12 protein-coding genes and 1 tRNA gene are annotated in these 16212 nt (G+C 61.3%); 9 read left to right on the plus strand and 4 right to left on the minus strand.

The window, feature by feature from the left end:
- Positions 1–2 precede the first annotated feature (2 nt).
- The 7 genes from AC0V6T_RS09625 to AC0V6T_RS09655 all read left to right on the plus strand — a co-directional run bounded on the left by AC0V6T_RS09625 (position 3) and on the right by AC0V6T_RS09655 (position 7294).
- Positions 3–575, plus strand: coding sequence for a Maf family protein (locus tag AC0V6T_RS09625; RefSeq protein WP_486126385.1), 573 nt, complete (start codon positions 3–5; stop codon positions 573–575).
- Positions 568–1557 carry a ribonuclease E/G gene (locus AC0V6T_RS09630; RefSeq protein WP_486126387.1) on the plus strand — a complete coding sequence of 330 codons (990 nt, stop codon included), beginning with the start codon at positions 568–570 and terminating at the stop codon, positions 1555–1557. The genes AC0V6T_RS09625 and AC0V6T_RS09630 overlap by 8 nt, the downstream gene beginning before the upstream one ends.
- On the plus strand, positions 1554–1739 hold the full coding sequence (locus tag AC0V6T_RS09635; RefSeq protein ID WP_486126389.1) for a DNA gyrase inhibitor YacG: 186 nt from the start codon (positions 1554–1556) through the stop codon (positions 1737–1739). Before AC0V6T_RS09630 ends, AC0V6T_RS09635 begins: the two co-directional genes overlap by 4 nt.
- 123 nt (positions 1740–1862) lie before the next feature.
- Positions 1863–1937, plus strand: a tRNA-Phe gene (locus AC0V6T_RS09640).
- Positions 1938–1965: 28 nt separating this feature from the next.
- Positions 1966–2769 carry a phosphoribosylaminoimidazolesuccinocarboxamide synthase gene (gene purC / locus AC0V6T_RS09645; RefSeq protein ID WP_007163487.1) on the plus strand — a complete coding sequence of 268 codons (804 nt, stop codon included), beginning with the start codon at positions 1966–1968 and terminating at the stop codon, positions 2767–2769.
- A gap of 83 nt (positions 2770–2852) precedes the next feature.
- Positions 2853–4316, plus strand: a complete 1464-nt coding sequence (locus AC0V6T_RS09650; RefSeq protein ID WP_486126392.1) for a caspase family protein — start codon at positions 2853–2855, stop codon at positions 4314–4316.
- Positions 4317–4366: 50 nt separating this feature from the next.
- Positions 4367–7294: a M16 family metallopeptidase gene (locus tag AC0V6T_RS09655; RefSeq protein WP_486126394.1), complete on the plus strand. Its 2928-nt coding sequence runs from the start codon at positions 4367–4369 to the stop codon at positions 7292–7294.
- A gap of 107 nt (positions 7295–7401) precedes the next feature.
- On the opposite strand, the gene AC0V6T_RS09660 is transcribed toward AC0V6T_RS09655, so the two are convergent.
- Entirely contained in the window at positions 7402–9636 is a 2235-nt protein-coding gene (locus AC0V6T_RS09660; protein WP_486126396.1) for a TonB-dependent receptor, read from the minus strand.
- A 291-nt stretch (positions 9637–9927) separates the two neighbouring features.
- Here AC0V6T_RS09660 and purS point away from each other — a divergent pair, with 291 nt between their 5' ends.
- Both purS and purQ read left to right on the plus strand, forming a co-directional pair.
- Positions 9928–10179 carry a phosphoribosylformylglycinamidine synthase subunit PurS gene (gene purS / locus AC0V6T_RS09665; RefSeq protein ID WP_486126398.1) on the plus strand — a complete coding sequence of 84 codons (252 nt, stop codon included), beginning with the start codon at positions 9928–9930 and terminating at the stop codon, positions 10177–10179.
- Positions 10179–10868, plus strand: a complete 690-nt coding sequence (gene purQ / locus AC0V6T_RS09670) for a phosphoribosylformylglycinamidine synthase subunit PurQ (protein WP_486126400.1) — start codon at positions 10179–10181, stop codon at positions 10866–10868. The genes purS and purQ overlap by 1 nt, the downstream gene beginning before the upstream one ends.
- Before the next feature lie 36 nt (positions 10869–10904).
- Here the strand turns inward: purQ and AC0V6T_RS09675 are convergent, their stop codons facing one another.
- From AC0V6T_RS09675 to AC0V6T_RS09685, 3 genes are all read right to left on the minus strand, one after another.
- Positions 10905–13268, minus strand: coding sequence for a putative bifunctional diguanylate cyclase/phosphodiesterase (locus AC0V6T_RS09675; RefSeq protein ID WP_486126402.1), 2364 nt, complete (start codon positions 13266–13268; stop codon positions 10905–10907).
- A 103-nt stretch (positions 13269–13371) separates the two neighbouring features.
- Positions 13372–15195, minus strand: coding sequence for a glutamine--fructose-6-phosphate transaminase (isomerizing) (gene glmS / locus AC0V6T_RS09680; RefSeq protein WP_486126404.1), 1824 nt, complete (start codon positions 15193–15195; stop codon positions 13372–13374).
- 99 nt (positions 15196–15294) lie between these two features.
- Positions 15295–16209, minus strand: coding sequence for a DMT family transporter (locus AC0V6T_RS09685; RefSeq protein WP_007163479.1), 915 nt, complete (start codon positions 16207–16209; stop codon positions 15295–15297).
- Positions 16210–16212 lie beyond the last annotated feature (3 nt).

Genomic DNA, 16212 nt, shown 5'->3' on the forward strand with positions numbered 1-16212 from the left:
TGATGAGCGCGCTTCAGCTGACATTGGCATCGGCCTCACCGCGCAGGCGCGACATTTTGGCGCGTCTCGGCGTGACGCCCGATGCTGTGACACCTGCCGATATTGACGAGACACCGCTTAAAGATGAGCGGCCACGCGACTACGCGCTTCGCATGGGCCGCGAGAAAGCGCTTGCCGTCGAGGCTCCCGGCTTCGTGCTGGCGGGCGATACCGTCGTCGCGGCAGGGCGGCGCATCCTCCCTAAGACCGAAGACGAGAAAGAAGCACGCGATTGCCTGAAACTGCTTTCGGGCAGGCGACACGTCGTGCTTTCCAGCGTCGTCCTGCGCGCGCCTGACGGATCACTGCGCGAGCGGCTCAACGAGAACGTCGTTCGCTTCAAGAACCTCTCGGACGAAGAAATCGCGAGCTACCTCGATAGCGGTGAATGGCGCGGCAAGGCGGGAGGCTATGCGATTCAGGGACAGGCCGAAGCCTTGATCCAGTGGATGAAAGGCAGCCATTCGGGCGTCATGGGCCTGCCGCTTTATGAGACACGGGCGCTGCTCAAGTCTGCGGGTTTCGCAATTGGCTGAGTGGCTTGTAGAGCACGGGATCGGGGAAACCCGGGCGCTGCTTATCGAAAACGGCGAGATCGTGGCTTCCAAGCTGAGCTGGCCGGGCGAAATCAGCGCGGGCAATGGGCTTTTTGCCAAGCTGACTTCCAAGGCCGCAGGCAAAAGACGAGGCACCGCAACGCTTGAAAGCGGGCAGGAAGTGCTCGTCGACCAATTACCACCCGAAGCGACTGAGGGCGCCCAGATCGGAGTGCGCATCACCCGCGCCCCCATCGCCGAACGCGGACGCCTTAAACGCGCTCAGGGACGCTGTTTCATGGTCGGCAGCCGGCCATTGGACGATGCTGACAACACAGCGGGCGAAACACGGACGAAGGACCTGTATGTTCTTGGCGATAGCGTCAGCCAGTTCGAAATGGGCGACTGGGAGGAGGTCTGGCACTCGGCCTCTTCGGGCACCATCGCGTTCGCCGGTGGCGAAGTGCTTTGCAGCGTGACCCCGGCCATGACGGTGATCGATATCGACGGTGACCTGCCTCCACGCGATCTTGCGCTTGCGGCCGTGCCTGCGATCGCAAAGGCGCTGCGCTGGTTCGATATCGGCGGCAATATCGGCATCGACTTCCCAACACTCGAAGCCAAAGCAGACCGCCGAGCCGTCGACGAAGCGCTCGAAGGCGCTCTCGCCGACTGGTCGCATGAGCGCACGTCGATGAACGGTTTTGGCTTCGTGCAACTGGTCGCGCGGCTCGAGGGTCCCTCGTTTCTTCACCGCTTTGCCAACTCCCGCACCGCTTTGTGTGCGCGCTATGCCGTGCGCGTCGCCGAGCGCGCCACAGGGGCAGGCGTCACACTCCTACGGGTCCACCCTGCTCTCGTGGCCAAGATCAAGCCCGACTGGATCACGGACCTCGAGCGCCGGACAGGTCGCCCCTTGCGGATAGAGACCGAACCCGGGCTTGCGCTCGAAGCGCCCAGTGCCCAAGTCGTCAGCGCATGACGAGACCTTCCAAATCCTGCCCCATTTGCAAGAAACCGCGCGCTGAAGAATTCACGCCGTTCTGTTCCCAGCGATGCAAGGATCGCGATCTCGCGCAGTGGTTCGGCGATGGATATACGGTTGCGGGCGAGCCGGTCGACCCCGAAGCCATTGCCGCAAGTGACTGGGATGCACAGGAATAGGAAAAAGGCGCGATTTGCTCCCTTTTCCCTCTTGCCAAGGCCCGCCAGCTTCGCCATAGCGCCGCTCTCATTGGCTCGCCGGGGCAGCGTAAATGCGCTAACGTCCCCGTCGCCGCAGCGAATGCCCGGGTAGCTCAGGGGTAGAGCAGCGGATTGAAAATCCGCGTGTCGGTGGTTCGATTCCGCCCCCGGGCACCATTCGCAGCAAGAGGGGAATTTTCTGTCGATGTCCCGCCGCTCCAAAATCTACGAAGGCAAGGCCAAGATCCTCTATGAGGGTCCCGAACCGGGCACGCTCATCCAGTATTTCAAGGATGATGCGACCGCCTTCAACGCCGAGAAGAAGGGCACGATCAACGGCAAGGGCGTGATCAACAATCGCATCAGCGAGCACGTCTTCACCCGCCTTTCGCATATCGGCATCCCGACCCACTTCATCCGCCGCCTCAACATGCGCGAACAATTGGTGCGGCAGGTCGAGATCATCCCGATCGAAGTGGTGCTGCGCAATGTCGCGGCGGGCTCGATTTCGAAGCGCCTCGGCATCGAGGAAGGCGAGCCTCTGCCTCACACGCTGATTGAGTATTACTACAAGGACGATTCGCTGGGCGATCCGCTGGTCGCGGAAGAGCATATTGCGTGCTTCAATTGGGCCTCAAACGAGGAGATGCACGACATCTCTTCGATGGCGATCCGCATCAACGACTTCCTGTGCGGGATGTTCGCAGCGATCGACATCCGCCTCGTCGACTTCAAGCTTGAGTTCGGACGGCTTTACGATGGCGATTACAGCCGTGTGATCCTCGCTGACGAGATCAGCCCCGACGGCTGCCGCCTGTGGGACATGGCGAGCGGCGAAAAGCTCGACAAGGACCGCTTCCGCCGCGACCTCGGCGGTGAGGAAGAGGCCTATCGCGAAGTCGCACGCCGTCTTGGCCTGCTTCAGCAGGAGGACAACGGGCCAGGCGAGGTTCTCGACCTCTCCAGCCATCGTTCACGCCTGCGCGGAACGCCTCCCGTCAAGAAGTAGCAGTGGACGCGAGGGCAGCCGCCCGCGTTTGAAACTGGACGAATTGGACCGACGCTCTATTCTCGCTCCCCAAGGGGAAGAGGATGGAGCGGATTGCATTGGCATGGGCGGCTGCCTGGGCGGCGCTGGCAGCGTTGCTGCTCGCTTCGCCTGCACCCGCGAGCGCGCAGAAAGTCGCGCTGGTCATTGCCAATTCGGATTACGAACACACCTCGCAGCTTGCTAATCCGGGACGTGACGCCGGACTGATCGCGGGCGCTCTGCGTGAAGCGGGCTTTGATACGGTGGAGCTCGCTTCCAACGTCGCACGACCTCAATTCATGAATCAGCTGCGCGCCTTTCGCGAGAAAGCTGATGGGGCGGACGCCGCGCTCGTTTACTACGCTGGGCATGGGATCGAGAGCAAAGGCACCAACTGGCTGCTGCCCGTCGATGCCGCGCTCAATGCAGAGAAGGACCTGCCGTTCGAAGCGGTCGAGTTCGGACGTATTCTGGACACGATTGAGGGCGCGCAGTTGAGGATTGCAGTGCTCGATGCCTGTCGCAACAATCCGTTTGCAGTGCGCTGGACCGACGACAATCGCAGCGTCTCGCGCGGCCTCGCGCCGTTTGAGGTTGACGACATGCTGGTGATCTACGCCGCTGCTCCGGGCAATTTCGCCTTCGATGGAGCGGGCGGCAATTCGCCCTTTGCGCTCGCTCTCGCCCGTAGGATCGTGCAGCCGGGATTGCCGGTGCAACTGCTCGGTGGGATGGTGCGCGATGATGTGCTGGCAGCCACCGATGGCGAGCAGCGCCCGTTCATCTCCGCTTCCATGACCGGCAGGCCGCTGTTCCTGGTTGAAGGGCCCGACACGCAAATGGCGTGGCTCACCGGGCTCTATGCCGAAGATGCGCCCGCAGCAGGCGACGCAGCGCCGCTCGTGGACTTCGCCGATGCGACCGACGCGCTGTCCTCGACCCGCGGTATCGAAAGCACGGACACCGCCGCGCTCGACGAACAGGCCTGGCTCGCCGCCGCACGCACCGACACGGTGCAATCCTACCGCGCCTACACCGCAGAGTTTCCCGATGGCGCCTATGCACGCTTTGCCGAGGCGAACATCGCGCAATTGCTCGACCCGACCGCCACCGGGGGCGAGATCGAGAGCGAGAAGCCGTGGATCATCTCACTTGGCGCGGCCCTGCCCGATCGCTACGCCGTGGACCTTGGCACGCCGCTCGCCATCGATGGCATCTGGCGCATCTCCACCAACAACAAGCGCATTCGGATAGAGCGCGGGCGCGCCTTTGCGGTCGATGGCTGGAACCATGCGCTACTGTTCCGGGTGCAGCCGGAGCAGGTGGTGGCAATCAACATGCGCGAAGGAAAGAAAGGCGAATTTCTAAGCCGCGACATCCTGCTGAACGGCGACACGGTCATGACCCTTCGCGATGATGGCAATCTCGATGTGCGCGTCGCGACCTTTCCATTCCCGGTCGAATTCGTCCTGATCCGAGAAGCGCTGGATGATCCCGACGCGCTCGCCCGCCGGACGCCGGGATGAAAGCATTCACACCCAATTTATCCATGAGACATTAGGACACTTTCCCACTTATGAAATTTCCGACGCGCGCACTTGCTGCCGGCCTTCTGCTTGCCCTTCCCAACATCGCACTCACAAGCGCCCTGTCCGCGCAGGATAGCGCGGCGTCGGCTGAAACCACCGAGGAGCCGACCTGGTACTTCGAGCAAAGCGATATTCCGGTCGATCCCGGCTATACCTTTGGGGTCCTCGACAACGGCATGCGCTACATCCTGCGCGAGAATGCGACGCCCGAAGGCACTGCGATGGTGCGTATGCGGATCGATTCCGGTTCGCTTGCCGAGAATGAGGCCGAGCGCGGGCTGTCGCATTATCTTGAACACATGGCCTTCAACGGATCGAAGGGCATTCCGGAAGGAGAGATGATCGCGCTGCTTGAACGCGAGGGACTTGCGTTTGGCGCAGATACCAACGCCTCTACCGGGTATGGCGCGATCACTTACATGCTCAACCTGCCGCGCAATGACGAGAATTTGCTTGGCACGGCTTTGATGCTGATGCGCGAGACTGCGAGCGAGCTCACCATCGCCGAAGATGCGGTCGAGCGCGAACGCGGCGTGGTCCTGTCGGAGCGGCGCGACAGGCGAAACTTTGCTCAGAAAGCGCGCGAGGACGGCCTTGAATTTGTGGCTCCCGGCGCACGCTTCGTCGATCGCCTGCCTATCGGCACACTGGAAGCGCTCGAAAACGCGAGCGCCACGCAGCTGCGGAGCCTTTACGAGCGCACCTACACGCCCAGCAACACCGTGCTGGTTATTGTCGGGGACTTCCCGGTCGAGGTGATGGAAGCCGCGATCCGCGAGCGTTTCTCCGACTGGGCCGCCGCGCCCGCTCCGGTCGAGCCGGAAACGGGGCCAGTCGACATTACCCGCCGCGGCGAGACCGACATCTATATCGACCCCGCGCTTTCGGAATCGGTGACGATCACCGCGCTCGGCCCCTGGATCGACCGGCCCGACACGCTCGCCGTACGCCGCGACAACCTGCTCCGGTCGATCGGCATGAACATCATCGCGCGGCGTATTTCGCGCCTCACGCGGCAGGAGGACGCTCCTTTCTCGCGCGCCCGCTTCAGCATGGGCGAGATCTTTGAGGATGCGCGCACCAACTCGATCACGATCTCGACCGAGAACGGCGAGTGGCGCGAAGGCATGCTGGCCGCCATTCGCGAGGTCAATCAGGCGCTCACCTACGGCTTCACGCAGGCCGAGGTGGACGAACAGATAGCCAATGGCCGCACCGCGCTGGAAAACCGCGTGGCGGGCGCCGGGACGCGGGCCAATGGCTTCTTCATCGGCTCTGCGCTCAGACTGGTCGCCGATGACGTAGTGCCGACAACGCCCGAAGACACTCTCGCCCGCTTCAACCAGACTGCCGAAGGCATCACGCCCGAAGACGTCTTCGCGGTTCTGAAGGCCGACGTCCTGCCCATCGATGACCCGCTCATCCGCTTTCAGGGACGCACCGCGCCAGAGGGCGGCGAGGCGGCCCTGCGCGCGGCATTCAATGAAGCGATGGCATTGCCGATCGAGGCCCCAACCGACGCTGGCCGGGCCGAATTCGCCTACACAGATTTTGGCGAGCCCGGCACGGTCGTCTCCGACACACGAGATGACCGCTTCGGCTTCCGCTGCATCACCTTTGCCAATGGCGTGCGGCTGACGATCAAGCAGACAGATATCCGCGAGGACCGCGTCAGTTTCCGCGTGCTCCTCGACGGGGGAAGCCTTCTGAACTCGCGCGAGGACCCGCTTGCTACCTATCTGGTCGGATCGCTTTCGGCTGGCGGACTTGGCCAGCACAGCCGCGATGAGTTGCAGACCATCCTTGCTGGGCGCAGCGTGGGCCTCAACATATCGAGCGGGTCGGAAACCTTCAGCTTCGCCGGTGGCACCACCCCGCGCGATCTCGAACTGCAGATGCAGCTTGTCGCCGCAGGGATCACCGACCCCGGCTATCGCGCCGAGGGGATCGACCAGTTCCGCCGCAACATCGACAATTTCTTCGACTCCATGGGTTCGACGCCAGCAAGCGCCTATGGCGAGGTCAGTGGCGAAATCCTCTCGGACGGCGACCCGCGCTTCACCCTTCAAAGCCGCGAGGCATTCTTCGCGAAGGACTATGACCAGCTTCAAAAGGTGATCGGCGACCGGCTTGAGAAGGGCGCTATCGAAGTCGCTTTGGTGGGTGACATCGACGAGGATGCAGCCATCGCTACGGTCGCCTCCACCTTGGGCGCGCTGCCCCCGCGTGAGGCCGATTTCCTTCCGCGCGAGGCCGCCAGAACACGCGACTTCACCGATGATCGCGGCGTGAAGGTCGTGCGGCATAGCGGCGAGGAGGATCAGGCATGGGTCCGCATGATCTGGCCAACGCGCGATGACAGCGACCTGACGGCCACCATAGAACTGCAACTGCTCTCCCGCGTGATGCGGATTGCGCTTACCGACAGGCTCCGCGAGGATCTGGGGCAGGCCTATTCGACGCAGGCGAGCAGCTTCGCAAGCAGCGTCTACCCCGGATACGGCACTTTCACCCTATTCGCGCCCGTCGGGGCGAGCGAGGTGGAGACCGTACGCGGCGTCTTCCGTGAACTTCTCGCCGAATTTCGCGAGGGCACGATAGACCCCGACCTTATCGATCGCGCGCGTCAGCCGATGCTCGAGGCCTATGACAACGCGCTCAAAAATCTTGGCGGATGGATGAACCTGGCAGACCGCGCGCAGAGCCAGGCAGACAGGCTCGACCGCTGGTTCGAGGGGCCAGAAGTGTTGAAGGGCGTCACGGCGGAGGACCTGCAAGCCGCCGCTTCGCAGTATCTTGCGCCTGATGATGCGGTGGAGTTCCTGGTGCTGCCGGAAATGACTGGCATCACGCGCCCGCCTGTCGATCTCGACACGATGCGGCAGGCTCCGCCCGCCCGCGTGATCCAGCGCTGAACCCCTCACAAACAAAAAGAACCGGCAGGTCGCCTCCTGCCGGTCCTCCTTGTTTCAGTTCCGGTTGCCTCCCGAAGTGAGCAACCGGACCCAGATCAAGCTGATACTTAGTAGTTGAAGTTGACTGCAACCCCAAACACGCGCGGCTCGTTCACGAACGCGGTGTTGTTGTTGAAGTCGACCACGCCCAGCACGTTCACCTCGTTGGTGATGTTGCGCGCGAAGGCCGACACTTCGTACTCGCCGCCATTGCCGCGATAGCCGATGCGAAGGCCGCCTTCGATGCGGCTGTCGGCGTTGAACTCGAGGCTTTCGTAGAGAAGGAAGTTGGTGTCGCCGAGAAAGGTCCAGTCGGTGAAGACGAAGAACTCATCGTTCGCGCCGACGGGCAGCGTGTATTCAGCGGTGAAGTCGCCGCTCCACTCAGGCGCGTTCGGGAACGGGTTGCCGTCCACGTTCGCAAAGGTCACCGGACCGAATGCACCGGGCGCCGTGCGGGTCGGGTCAGTGACGGTGCACTGTGCGCAGGTGCCGACTTCGAGGTTCGGGTCCTGAATCTCGGTGTCGTTGTAGGCAACGCCGAGAGTGACGACGAAGTCCGGCGTGATCTGGAACGCGGTGTCAAGTTCGAAGCCGTAGGCCTCGCCTTCGTTGGCGTTGATCAGCTGGACGAGGTTGCCCCCTCCGCCGACCGCGGTGAACTGCGGATCGTTGACGGTGTAGTAGAATACAGCGCCGTTGATGCGGATCGTGCGGTCGGCAAACTCGCTCTTGAAGCCCACTTCGAAGCTGGTGATGTCTTCGCTGCCTGCGGTGCTCGGCGGTGCGAAGAAGGCAACGTCGCGGCCCTGGATGGTCGGAGCGCGGAAGGCGTTGGCAACGCGGCCATAGATGCTGGTGTCGTCCGAGACGTCAGCGAAGAGGCTGATGTCCCAGTCCACGTTGTCATCCTGAACAGAGACCGGCTGCGGAGCCGCGCCCGAAACGACGAAGAAGTCCTTCTCGTCGTCGGTGTAGCGAAGGCCGCCGGTGACGCGCAGCATTTCGGTAAGCTGATACGAAAGCTGGCCGAATACCGCCCATGCTTCGTTGGTGTGGTTCACCGTGACAGGCGGCGGGAAGGTGAAGCCGACCGTGGTCACGTCGAAGTCGCTGTCGAAGAAGAAGCCGCCGACCTGCCAGCTAAGCGGGCCGTCGCCGTTCGAGGCGAGACGGATTTCCTGGGTGAACTGTTGCAGGTCGATCGAGTCCTGCGTGTCCGATGGGAACGGAATGAAACCCGGGCCGGTCACGAGGTTGCCGCCATCGACGTCGCCGCGGCTCGAACCTTCGCTCTCATAATAGCCGGTGATCGAGGTCAGCGTCGCGCCGTCAAAATCGTAATCCATCTTCAGCGACGCGCCGAACTGCTGGTAGTCGGCGTTGTTGCCGCCGCCGCCATCGTAGAAAACGACCTGACGGTCGAAGTCTTCGCGCAGATCGTTGTCGCCAACGTCGATTGCGTTCGCGCGGAAGAAGGTCGAGCTGCCGTTGAGATCGCGGAACTGGACAGATGCCAGCATCGAGAAGCGATTGTCCTCGTCCGGAGTCAGAAGCGCCTGACCGCGGATCGCGAAATCGGTGTAGCCGCCAAGGACGTTCTCTTCACCGGTGAAGCCATTGTCGATCCAGTCGCTGCGACGCTGAAGCTGGGTCGACAAGCGAATACCGAGCTTGTCCTGCACGATGGGCGCGCCAACAGCGGCCTGGCCGGTGATGGTGCCGAACGAACCGCCCGAGAGGCCGATGTTGACGCTGGTGTCGGTCGTGCTCGGCTTGACGGTGTCGATCTTGACGATGCCTGCCGGGGTGTTGCGACCGAACAGTGTGCCCTGCGGACCGCGAAGCACTTCGATGCGCTCGATGTCGAAGATCGGGAAGCTCTTGAGCGTCACGTTTTCAAGGACGATGTCGTCCATGATCACCGAAACGGGCTGCGATGCGGCGAGGTCGAAGTCGGTGTTGCCGAGGCCGCGAATGTAGAAGCGTGGAGCGACGCGGCCGTTCGAACTTTCGACGTTGAGGCCGGGCACAGTGCCTGCGAGCGCGGTGGTGTCTGCGGCGGAGGCAAAGATGTTGTCGATGCGCTCTTGGCCAAGAACATCAGCCGAGATCGCGACGTCCTGAAGGTTTTCTTCGCGGCGGTTGGCCGTTACGATGATCGAACCGAGCTGGCCGTTTGACGCGCTCTCATCGGTTTCGTTGTCCTGCGCAGCGGCAGGTGCGGCGGCGAGCATCGCTGCTGCCGAGATTGCAGTGGAGCACGCCCAGAATGCGCGCTCCTTATCGATACGGTGGGACATGAATGGGCCTCATGTTTGGGTGGCTTTGGAGGATTAGCGAGGCCGGCCCTTACAGTTTTGGTCGATTCGGGCGAGATGCACTGCGCGCTACACTGCGAAAATCAGGGCTTTTGTCTCGGTTCTGGTGGCTATTGTTGCGACTGGGTTACACTTTGTGACCACTATCTGACCAAGTGGTGCTTTTATGGGGCGATAGGCCGGGTGATTGTCGCCGCCCGCTTTGTTGCGCCCGCGCTCGCAGGCGCTATAGGCTCCACAGCGCAACGCCAACCATTTGCAGGACACTCCGCCATGAAAGTTCGCATCCTCGTTCGCCTCAAGCCCGGCGTGCTCGATCCGCAGGGTCGCGCCGTTCACCACTCGCTTGAGAGCCTCGGTTTCGACGGGGTCGAGGATGTGCGCATTGGTCGGATGATCGAAATGGAAGTCGCGAATGACACCAGCGACGAAGCTCTCACGAGGATGTGCGAACAATTGCTCGCCAACATGGTGATCGAAGATTTCGCCATCGAGAAGCTCACCCCTGCCGGGGAGCCGGCCTGATGGCTTTCCGCGCTGCGGTCATCACCTTCCCCGGATCGAACTGCGACCGCGACATGGCGGTGGCGCTTGAAAGCGTCTCGGGCGAGACTGCGATCCGGGTTTGGCATGGCGACGCTGACCTGCCCGACCAACTTGACCTGATCGCGCTTCCCGGCGGCTTCTCCTATGGCGATTATCTGCGCTCAGGCGCGATGGCAGCTAAGAGCCCGGTGCTGCGCGCCGTTGTCGCCGCAGCCGAGCGCGGCGTTCCTGTGCTGGGCGTATGCAACGGTTTTCAAGTGCTAACCGAAAGCGGTCTGCTCCCCGGAGCACTGATGCGCAACGCCGGACAGCGCTTCGTCTGCAAGACTGTGGAGCTTGAGGTCGCCAACATGACTTCGCCTTTCACCTCCGGCTTCGCAGCGGGCGAGCGCCTGCGTGTCCCGGTCGCGCACCATGACGGCAATTACTACGCTGATGAGGCCACCCTCGACGCGCTGGAAGCGGAGAACCGGATCGCATTTCGCTATTGCGACAATCCCAACGGTTCACGCCGCGACATTGCCGGGGTCCTCAGCGCCAATGGTCGTGTCCTCGGCATGATGCCGCACCCCGAACGCGCGATGGAGCCAGCCGCTCACGCATCGCTCGGCGGCGCTGACGGGCGCAAGGTCTTCGAGAACGTGATCGCAAGCCTTGTCGAAGCGTAACTGAATACGCGTCTGCTTGTCGGCGAGAGAGTTCGCTTACGCCGTCAACCGATCCTGGCGTCTGCCGTTTGAGGCAAACAGGCGGAGCGCCTCCTCACGCGACATGGGTCGGCCAAAGTAGAAGCCCTGAATCTTGTCGCAGCCCAGGTTCCGGATCAGTTCGGCCTGTTCCGCATCCTCGACGCCTTCGGCAGTCGTGGTCATCTCCAGGCTCTTTGCCATGGCGACCACGGCATTGATGATCGCGAGGCTTTCGTTCGCCCCCTGAGCAGCGCCCTGGACGAATGTCCGGTCGACCTTGATGGTCGAGAATTTGAGCTTGCGCAGATATCCGAGCGAGGAGTAGCCGGTACCAAAGTCATCGAGTGCGATGGAACAGCCGAGCGCCATCGCTTGCTCCAGCGCGTTACGCGCAATGCTGGCGTCGCGAAGGAAGATGCTCTCGGTGACTTCGATCTCGAGCCTTTCCGGTCGCAAGCCGCTTGATGCGAGAGCATCAACGACTTCCTGATGAAAGTCCGGCTCCAGCAACTGCTCTGGCGAGACGTTGACATTGACCTTGACGTGCTCAGGCCAGTTGCGAGCCTCGAAACAGGCCTGACGCAGCACCCATTTGCCGATGGGCACGATTAGGCGGGTGTCTTCGGCAAGCGGGATGAACTTGCCGGGGCTCACGAAGCCATGCTCACTGGAATTCCAGCGAACCAGTGCCTCGAAGCTGACGATGTTCTCGCTGCGGGCATCGACCACTGGCTGGTAGTGCAGCACGAATTCATCGAGGCCGAGCGCCTTGCGCAGGCTCGCTTCGAGCTGGCGGCGTTCTTCGGCGGATGCGTGAAGAACCGGCTCGAACCGGCAATGCTCGCCCCCGCCGACATCCTTGGCGCGGTAAAGCGCAAGGTCGGCATTTCGCATCAGTTCCTCGACCGTCTTGCCGTCTCGAGGCCCGATAGCCGAGCCGACGCTGGCGCCAACATAGAGCGTGTGGTTGTCGACCTGATAAGGTTCTGAGAGCGACTGGATGATACGGATCGCAAGCTGACGCATGAAATCGAGGTCGCTTGCGTCGCGAATGACGACCGCAAACTCGTCGCCACCAAGCCGACCGACCAAGGCCTTATCGCCCATCAACGCCTCAAGCCGCGCAGATACCTGTGCGAGCATCTTGTCACCGGTGATGTGACCCAGAGAATCGTTCACCGCCTTGAAGCGATCAAGATCGACCATCAGCAATGCGCATCGCGTCCGCCACTGATTGGCGTAGTCGAGGGCATCGCTCAAAGCCTCGGTGAGCATAAGGCGATTGGGCAGCGAAGTAAGCGTGTCGTAGCGAGCAAGGTAAGCGATCTTCTCGCTTGATTTACGCTGCTCCGTAACATCCGAGCCAACGCCGCGAAAGCCTGTGAATTTGCCGCGATCGTCGCGCATCGGTGTGCCTGAAAGCTCCCACCAGCGCTCCTCGCCCTTGATCGAAACCTGAACGATGAGGTTGGAGAAATTCTCCTTGTTGCGCAGCTTGTCAGCAAGTTCATGAAGGCTCGCTGCAAACTTGCCGCTCTCCCATGTTCTGCCTGCGATCAATTCGAGCAATGGTTTGCCTTCGACGTCGCGCTCGTTGCTGTTGAGAGCAAAGGCAAAGCGGGGGCTAACCGAACGAAGCCGCCGGCGCGTGTCGACCTCCCAAAGCCAGTCCGCTTCGTTCTCTTCGAATTCGCGCAGCAAAAGCGAGACGACCTCTTCCTTTTCGGCAATGGCATCCTCGGCCAGACGTGTCGCAAGGTAACTGCGTCCGACCTCGAAAGTGCCAAGGATCGTGGCAATTTCGAACAGAGCGATCGCACCAAGAACAGTCCATTCCCCGGAGACAGCATAGGGCAGCCCCGCCCCTATGCTGAGCAGAAGCGTGTAGGCGAGGATGTTGAGCGGCGAACTGACGAAGAAATAGACACTCAGCGCCATCAACAATGCGGCTACGACCAGCAAGGCCGAAGCCTCCTGCGGCGTGCCCATCTGCGAGAAAAAGACGAACGGAACGCTCCACAAGAAGCCGCAAGCGACCGTGAATACCATGTGCCAGCCGAATGGTGAGCGTACCGCGCCGTCGCCGGCGCGCGAATGCTGGCGCTCTCGGAAGGCTCCGTAGAGTTGAATTGCAATCAGCGTCGCAAGCCAGAAGCCAACTGTGAGCGGCCCGACTGAGGTTGCGTACATCTGAGCGACAAAGACACCGAGCGCAGCGTTGGTCCAGGCTCGATAAAACGTGAGTTTTCCGATGCCTGCTTCCTGAAGGCCGCGCAGGCGCGACCAGTCTACCTTCCCCTTTTTGGAAAGGCCGAACACCGCAGCGATCGAAAAATCTTGCTCGATAACTGTTTGTGGAAGGGCTTTTGGGTCGCTCACAGGCACACGAATTAACCCCGAAAGGTTATGGCCCGGTAAAGGTTGTACAGCCTGGTGACGAAAAAGTGGTCAGACTGTCCAGCAAATGCTTGATCGAAAGAGGTTATTCGACCGTCACGGACTTCGCCAGATTGCGTGGTTGGTCGACATCAGTACCCTTAACAACCGCTACATGATAAGCGAGCAATTGAACCGGGATCGCATAGACAAGCGGGGCGATAAGCGGGTGCACGACCGGCATTTCGATCGTCGCAAGACACCCCTCGCCCGCCTCTGCAATGCCTTTCGCATCGGAAATCAGAACGACCTTACCGCCACGCGCGCGCACCTCTTCCATGTTCGAAACGGTCTTTTCGAATAGTGGGCCAGATGGGGCGATAACCACCACCGGAACGTCGTCGTCGATGAGAGCAATCGGTCCGTGTTTCATCTCGCCCGATGCATATCCTTCGGCATGGATATAGCTGATTTCCTTAAGCTTAAGCGCGCCTTCCAGTGCCAATGGATAGTCCTGACCTCGCCCCAGATACAGCACGTCATGTGCTGGCGCGATCAGGGGCGCCATGGCGGCGATATCGTCGTCGTGATTGAGAGCTTCGTTCAGGCAGGCTGGCGCCTCGAGCAGGTGCTTCACAATCTCGCGCTCTTCCTCGCGCGAGATGCGCCCCTTCTTGACCGCCATGTGCGCCGCGAGTGCTGCAAGCACCGCAAGCTGACAGGTGAACGCCTTGGTCGAGGCGACACCGATTTCAGGCCCGGCGTGCGTGGGAAGGAGAATGTCGGCCTCACGCGCCATGGTGCTGGTGGGCACGTTGACGACGACAGCGATGACCTGACCGTTCTCTTTGCAATGCCTCAGAGCAGCAAGGGTATCCGCCGTTTCACCGCTCTGCGAAATGAACAGTGCAAGACCGCCATCCTCGAGCACTGGTTCGCGGTATCGAAACTCAGACGCGACATCGATGTCGACAGGTACACGAGCGAACTGTTCGAACCAGTATTTCGCAACAAGACCAGCGTAATAAGAGGTTCCGCAAGCGACGATTGTAAGGCGGCTGATGGCCGAAATGTCGACGTCGAACTGCGGCAGAGCAACCGAGACATCCTCACGGCGCAGATAGGATCCCAGCGTCTGGGCCACCACGGTCGGTTGCTCGAAAATCTCCTTCTGCATGAAGTGGCGATAATTGCCCTTCTCGGTCGCTGCAGCGGAGGCCCCGGAAGTCTGGATTTCGCGTTCGACAGGGTTGCCCTCGCGGTCAAAAACCTGCGCGCTGGTCCGCCCGACGACGACCCAATCGCCTTCCTTGAGATACGAGATTTGCTGGGTCAGCGGAGCGAGCGCGAGTGCGTCCGAGCCAAGGAACATCTCGTCCTCGCCATAGCCCACCACCAGCGGCGACCCGAGCCGTGCGCCGACCAGCAAGTCGGGATATTGGCGGAACGTGATCGCAAGGGCGAATGCACCACGCAGGCGGGGAAGGACTTCGCGAACGGCGTCGAGTGGATCGAGACCGCGCTCAATCTGTTGCGAGATCAGGTGAGCCACGACCTCGCTATCGGTTTCGCTCTCGAATTCCCGGCCTGCGTCGGCCATTTCGGCACGCAATTCCTTGAAGTTCTCGATAATTCCGTTGTGGACGATCGCCACTTCGCCCGTGGCGTGCGGGTGCGCGTTTGCCGCAGTCGGCGCGCCGTGCGTGGCCCAGCGCGTGTGAGCAATACCCGTCGTGCCTTGTGCCGGATCATTTTTGAGAACTTCGACGAGGTTGTTGAGCTTACCTTCCGCGCGGCGGCGGATCATCGTGTCTTCAAAGAGCGTACAGATCCCGGCGCTGTCATATCCGCGATACTCCATGCGCCTCAAACCATCGACGAGCCGGTCGGAAACCTCATTGGTGCTCACAATGCCGATGATGCCGCACATAGAATTGCTGTCCCCATTTTTGGTCGCCTGCCCGATGATCGACCGCGTTAACTGTCTAAGGTTGAATAAGGCTTGAAGAAAATCGTTCCAGAGCCCGGATCAAACTTTCTGGGCACCTGAAGACGGTGCCCCGTTGGTTTTGAGGCCATCGCGCCAGAGGTAGAGACCGGCAGCGATGATCAAAGAGGCACCGATCAATGTGTATCCATCAGGCACGTCTCCGAAGAATGCCCAGCCAAGAGAAACAGCCACTAGCATCTGCACGTAGATGGCTGGCGCAACCTGTGCAGCGCCTGCACGCGTTGTCCCGATATAGGCAAGCCAGTGAGCGGTGCTGGCAGTGACTGCGACAATGGCACAGCGAGCTACCACGTCCCAACTGGGCCAGCCGAATTGAAGCTCCGGGATGCCCGACAGGTGCGCTCCGGCTGCGCCCACGATCAGGATTGGTGCACAGAAACCTGCGACAAATACCTGCGCAGAAAGCACGCTGCCCTGCCCTGCGCTCACCCGGTTTAGAACCATCATCGTTGCAAAGAATATGGCGGAAATCAGAGGCAGCAGCGCCGCCCAACCCAACAGCGCGAGATTGGGCCTGAGGATTATGATCACCCCAGCAAGCGCGATAAGAGAGATCACATAGACCTTGGGACGCACCTTCTCTCCGAGAAATAGCCCGGCCAGGATTTGCGTCAGAATCGGTGCGAGAAACCCGATCGCCATCGCCTCGGCCAATGGCATGATGTAAATCGCGGAAAAAAAACAGGTCGAGGCAAGCGCGAGACATGTCCCGCGAGCGATCTGCAATCCCCAGTTTTGCGGGACAAATGCCGCCGGCCCTTCGCTGCGCCACAGCAACACCGAAAGCCCCATTGCGCCCAGACTGAAACGCAGGGCTGCGACCGCAAATGCGGGCCAGTCACTTGCCATGCTTTTCACCACGGCATCACCAACCGAAAGAATGGCAAAACCTGCGACGGCGATGGCGACGCCGCTGCGCTCTGTTGGACTCATGCG

This window comes from Erythrobacter sp. S158, assembly GCF_057364915.1.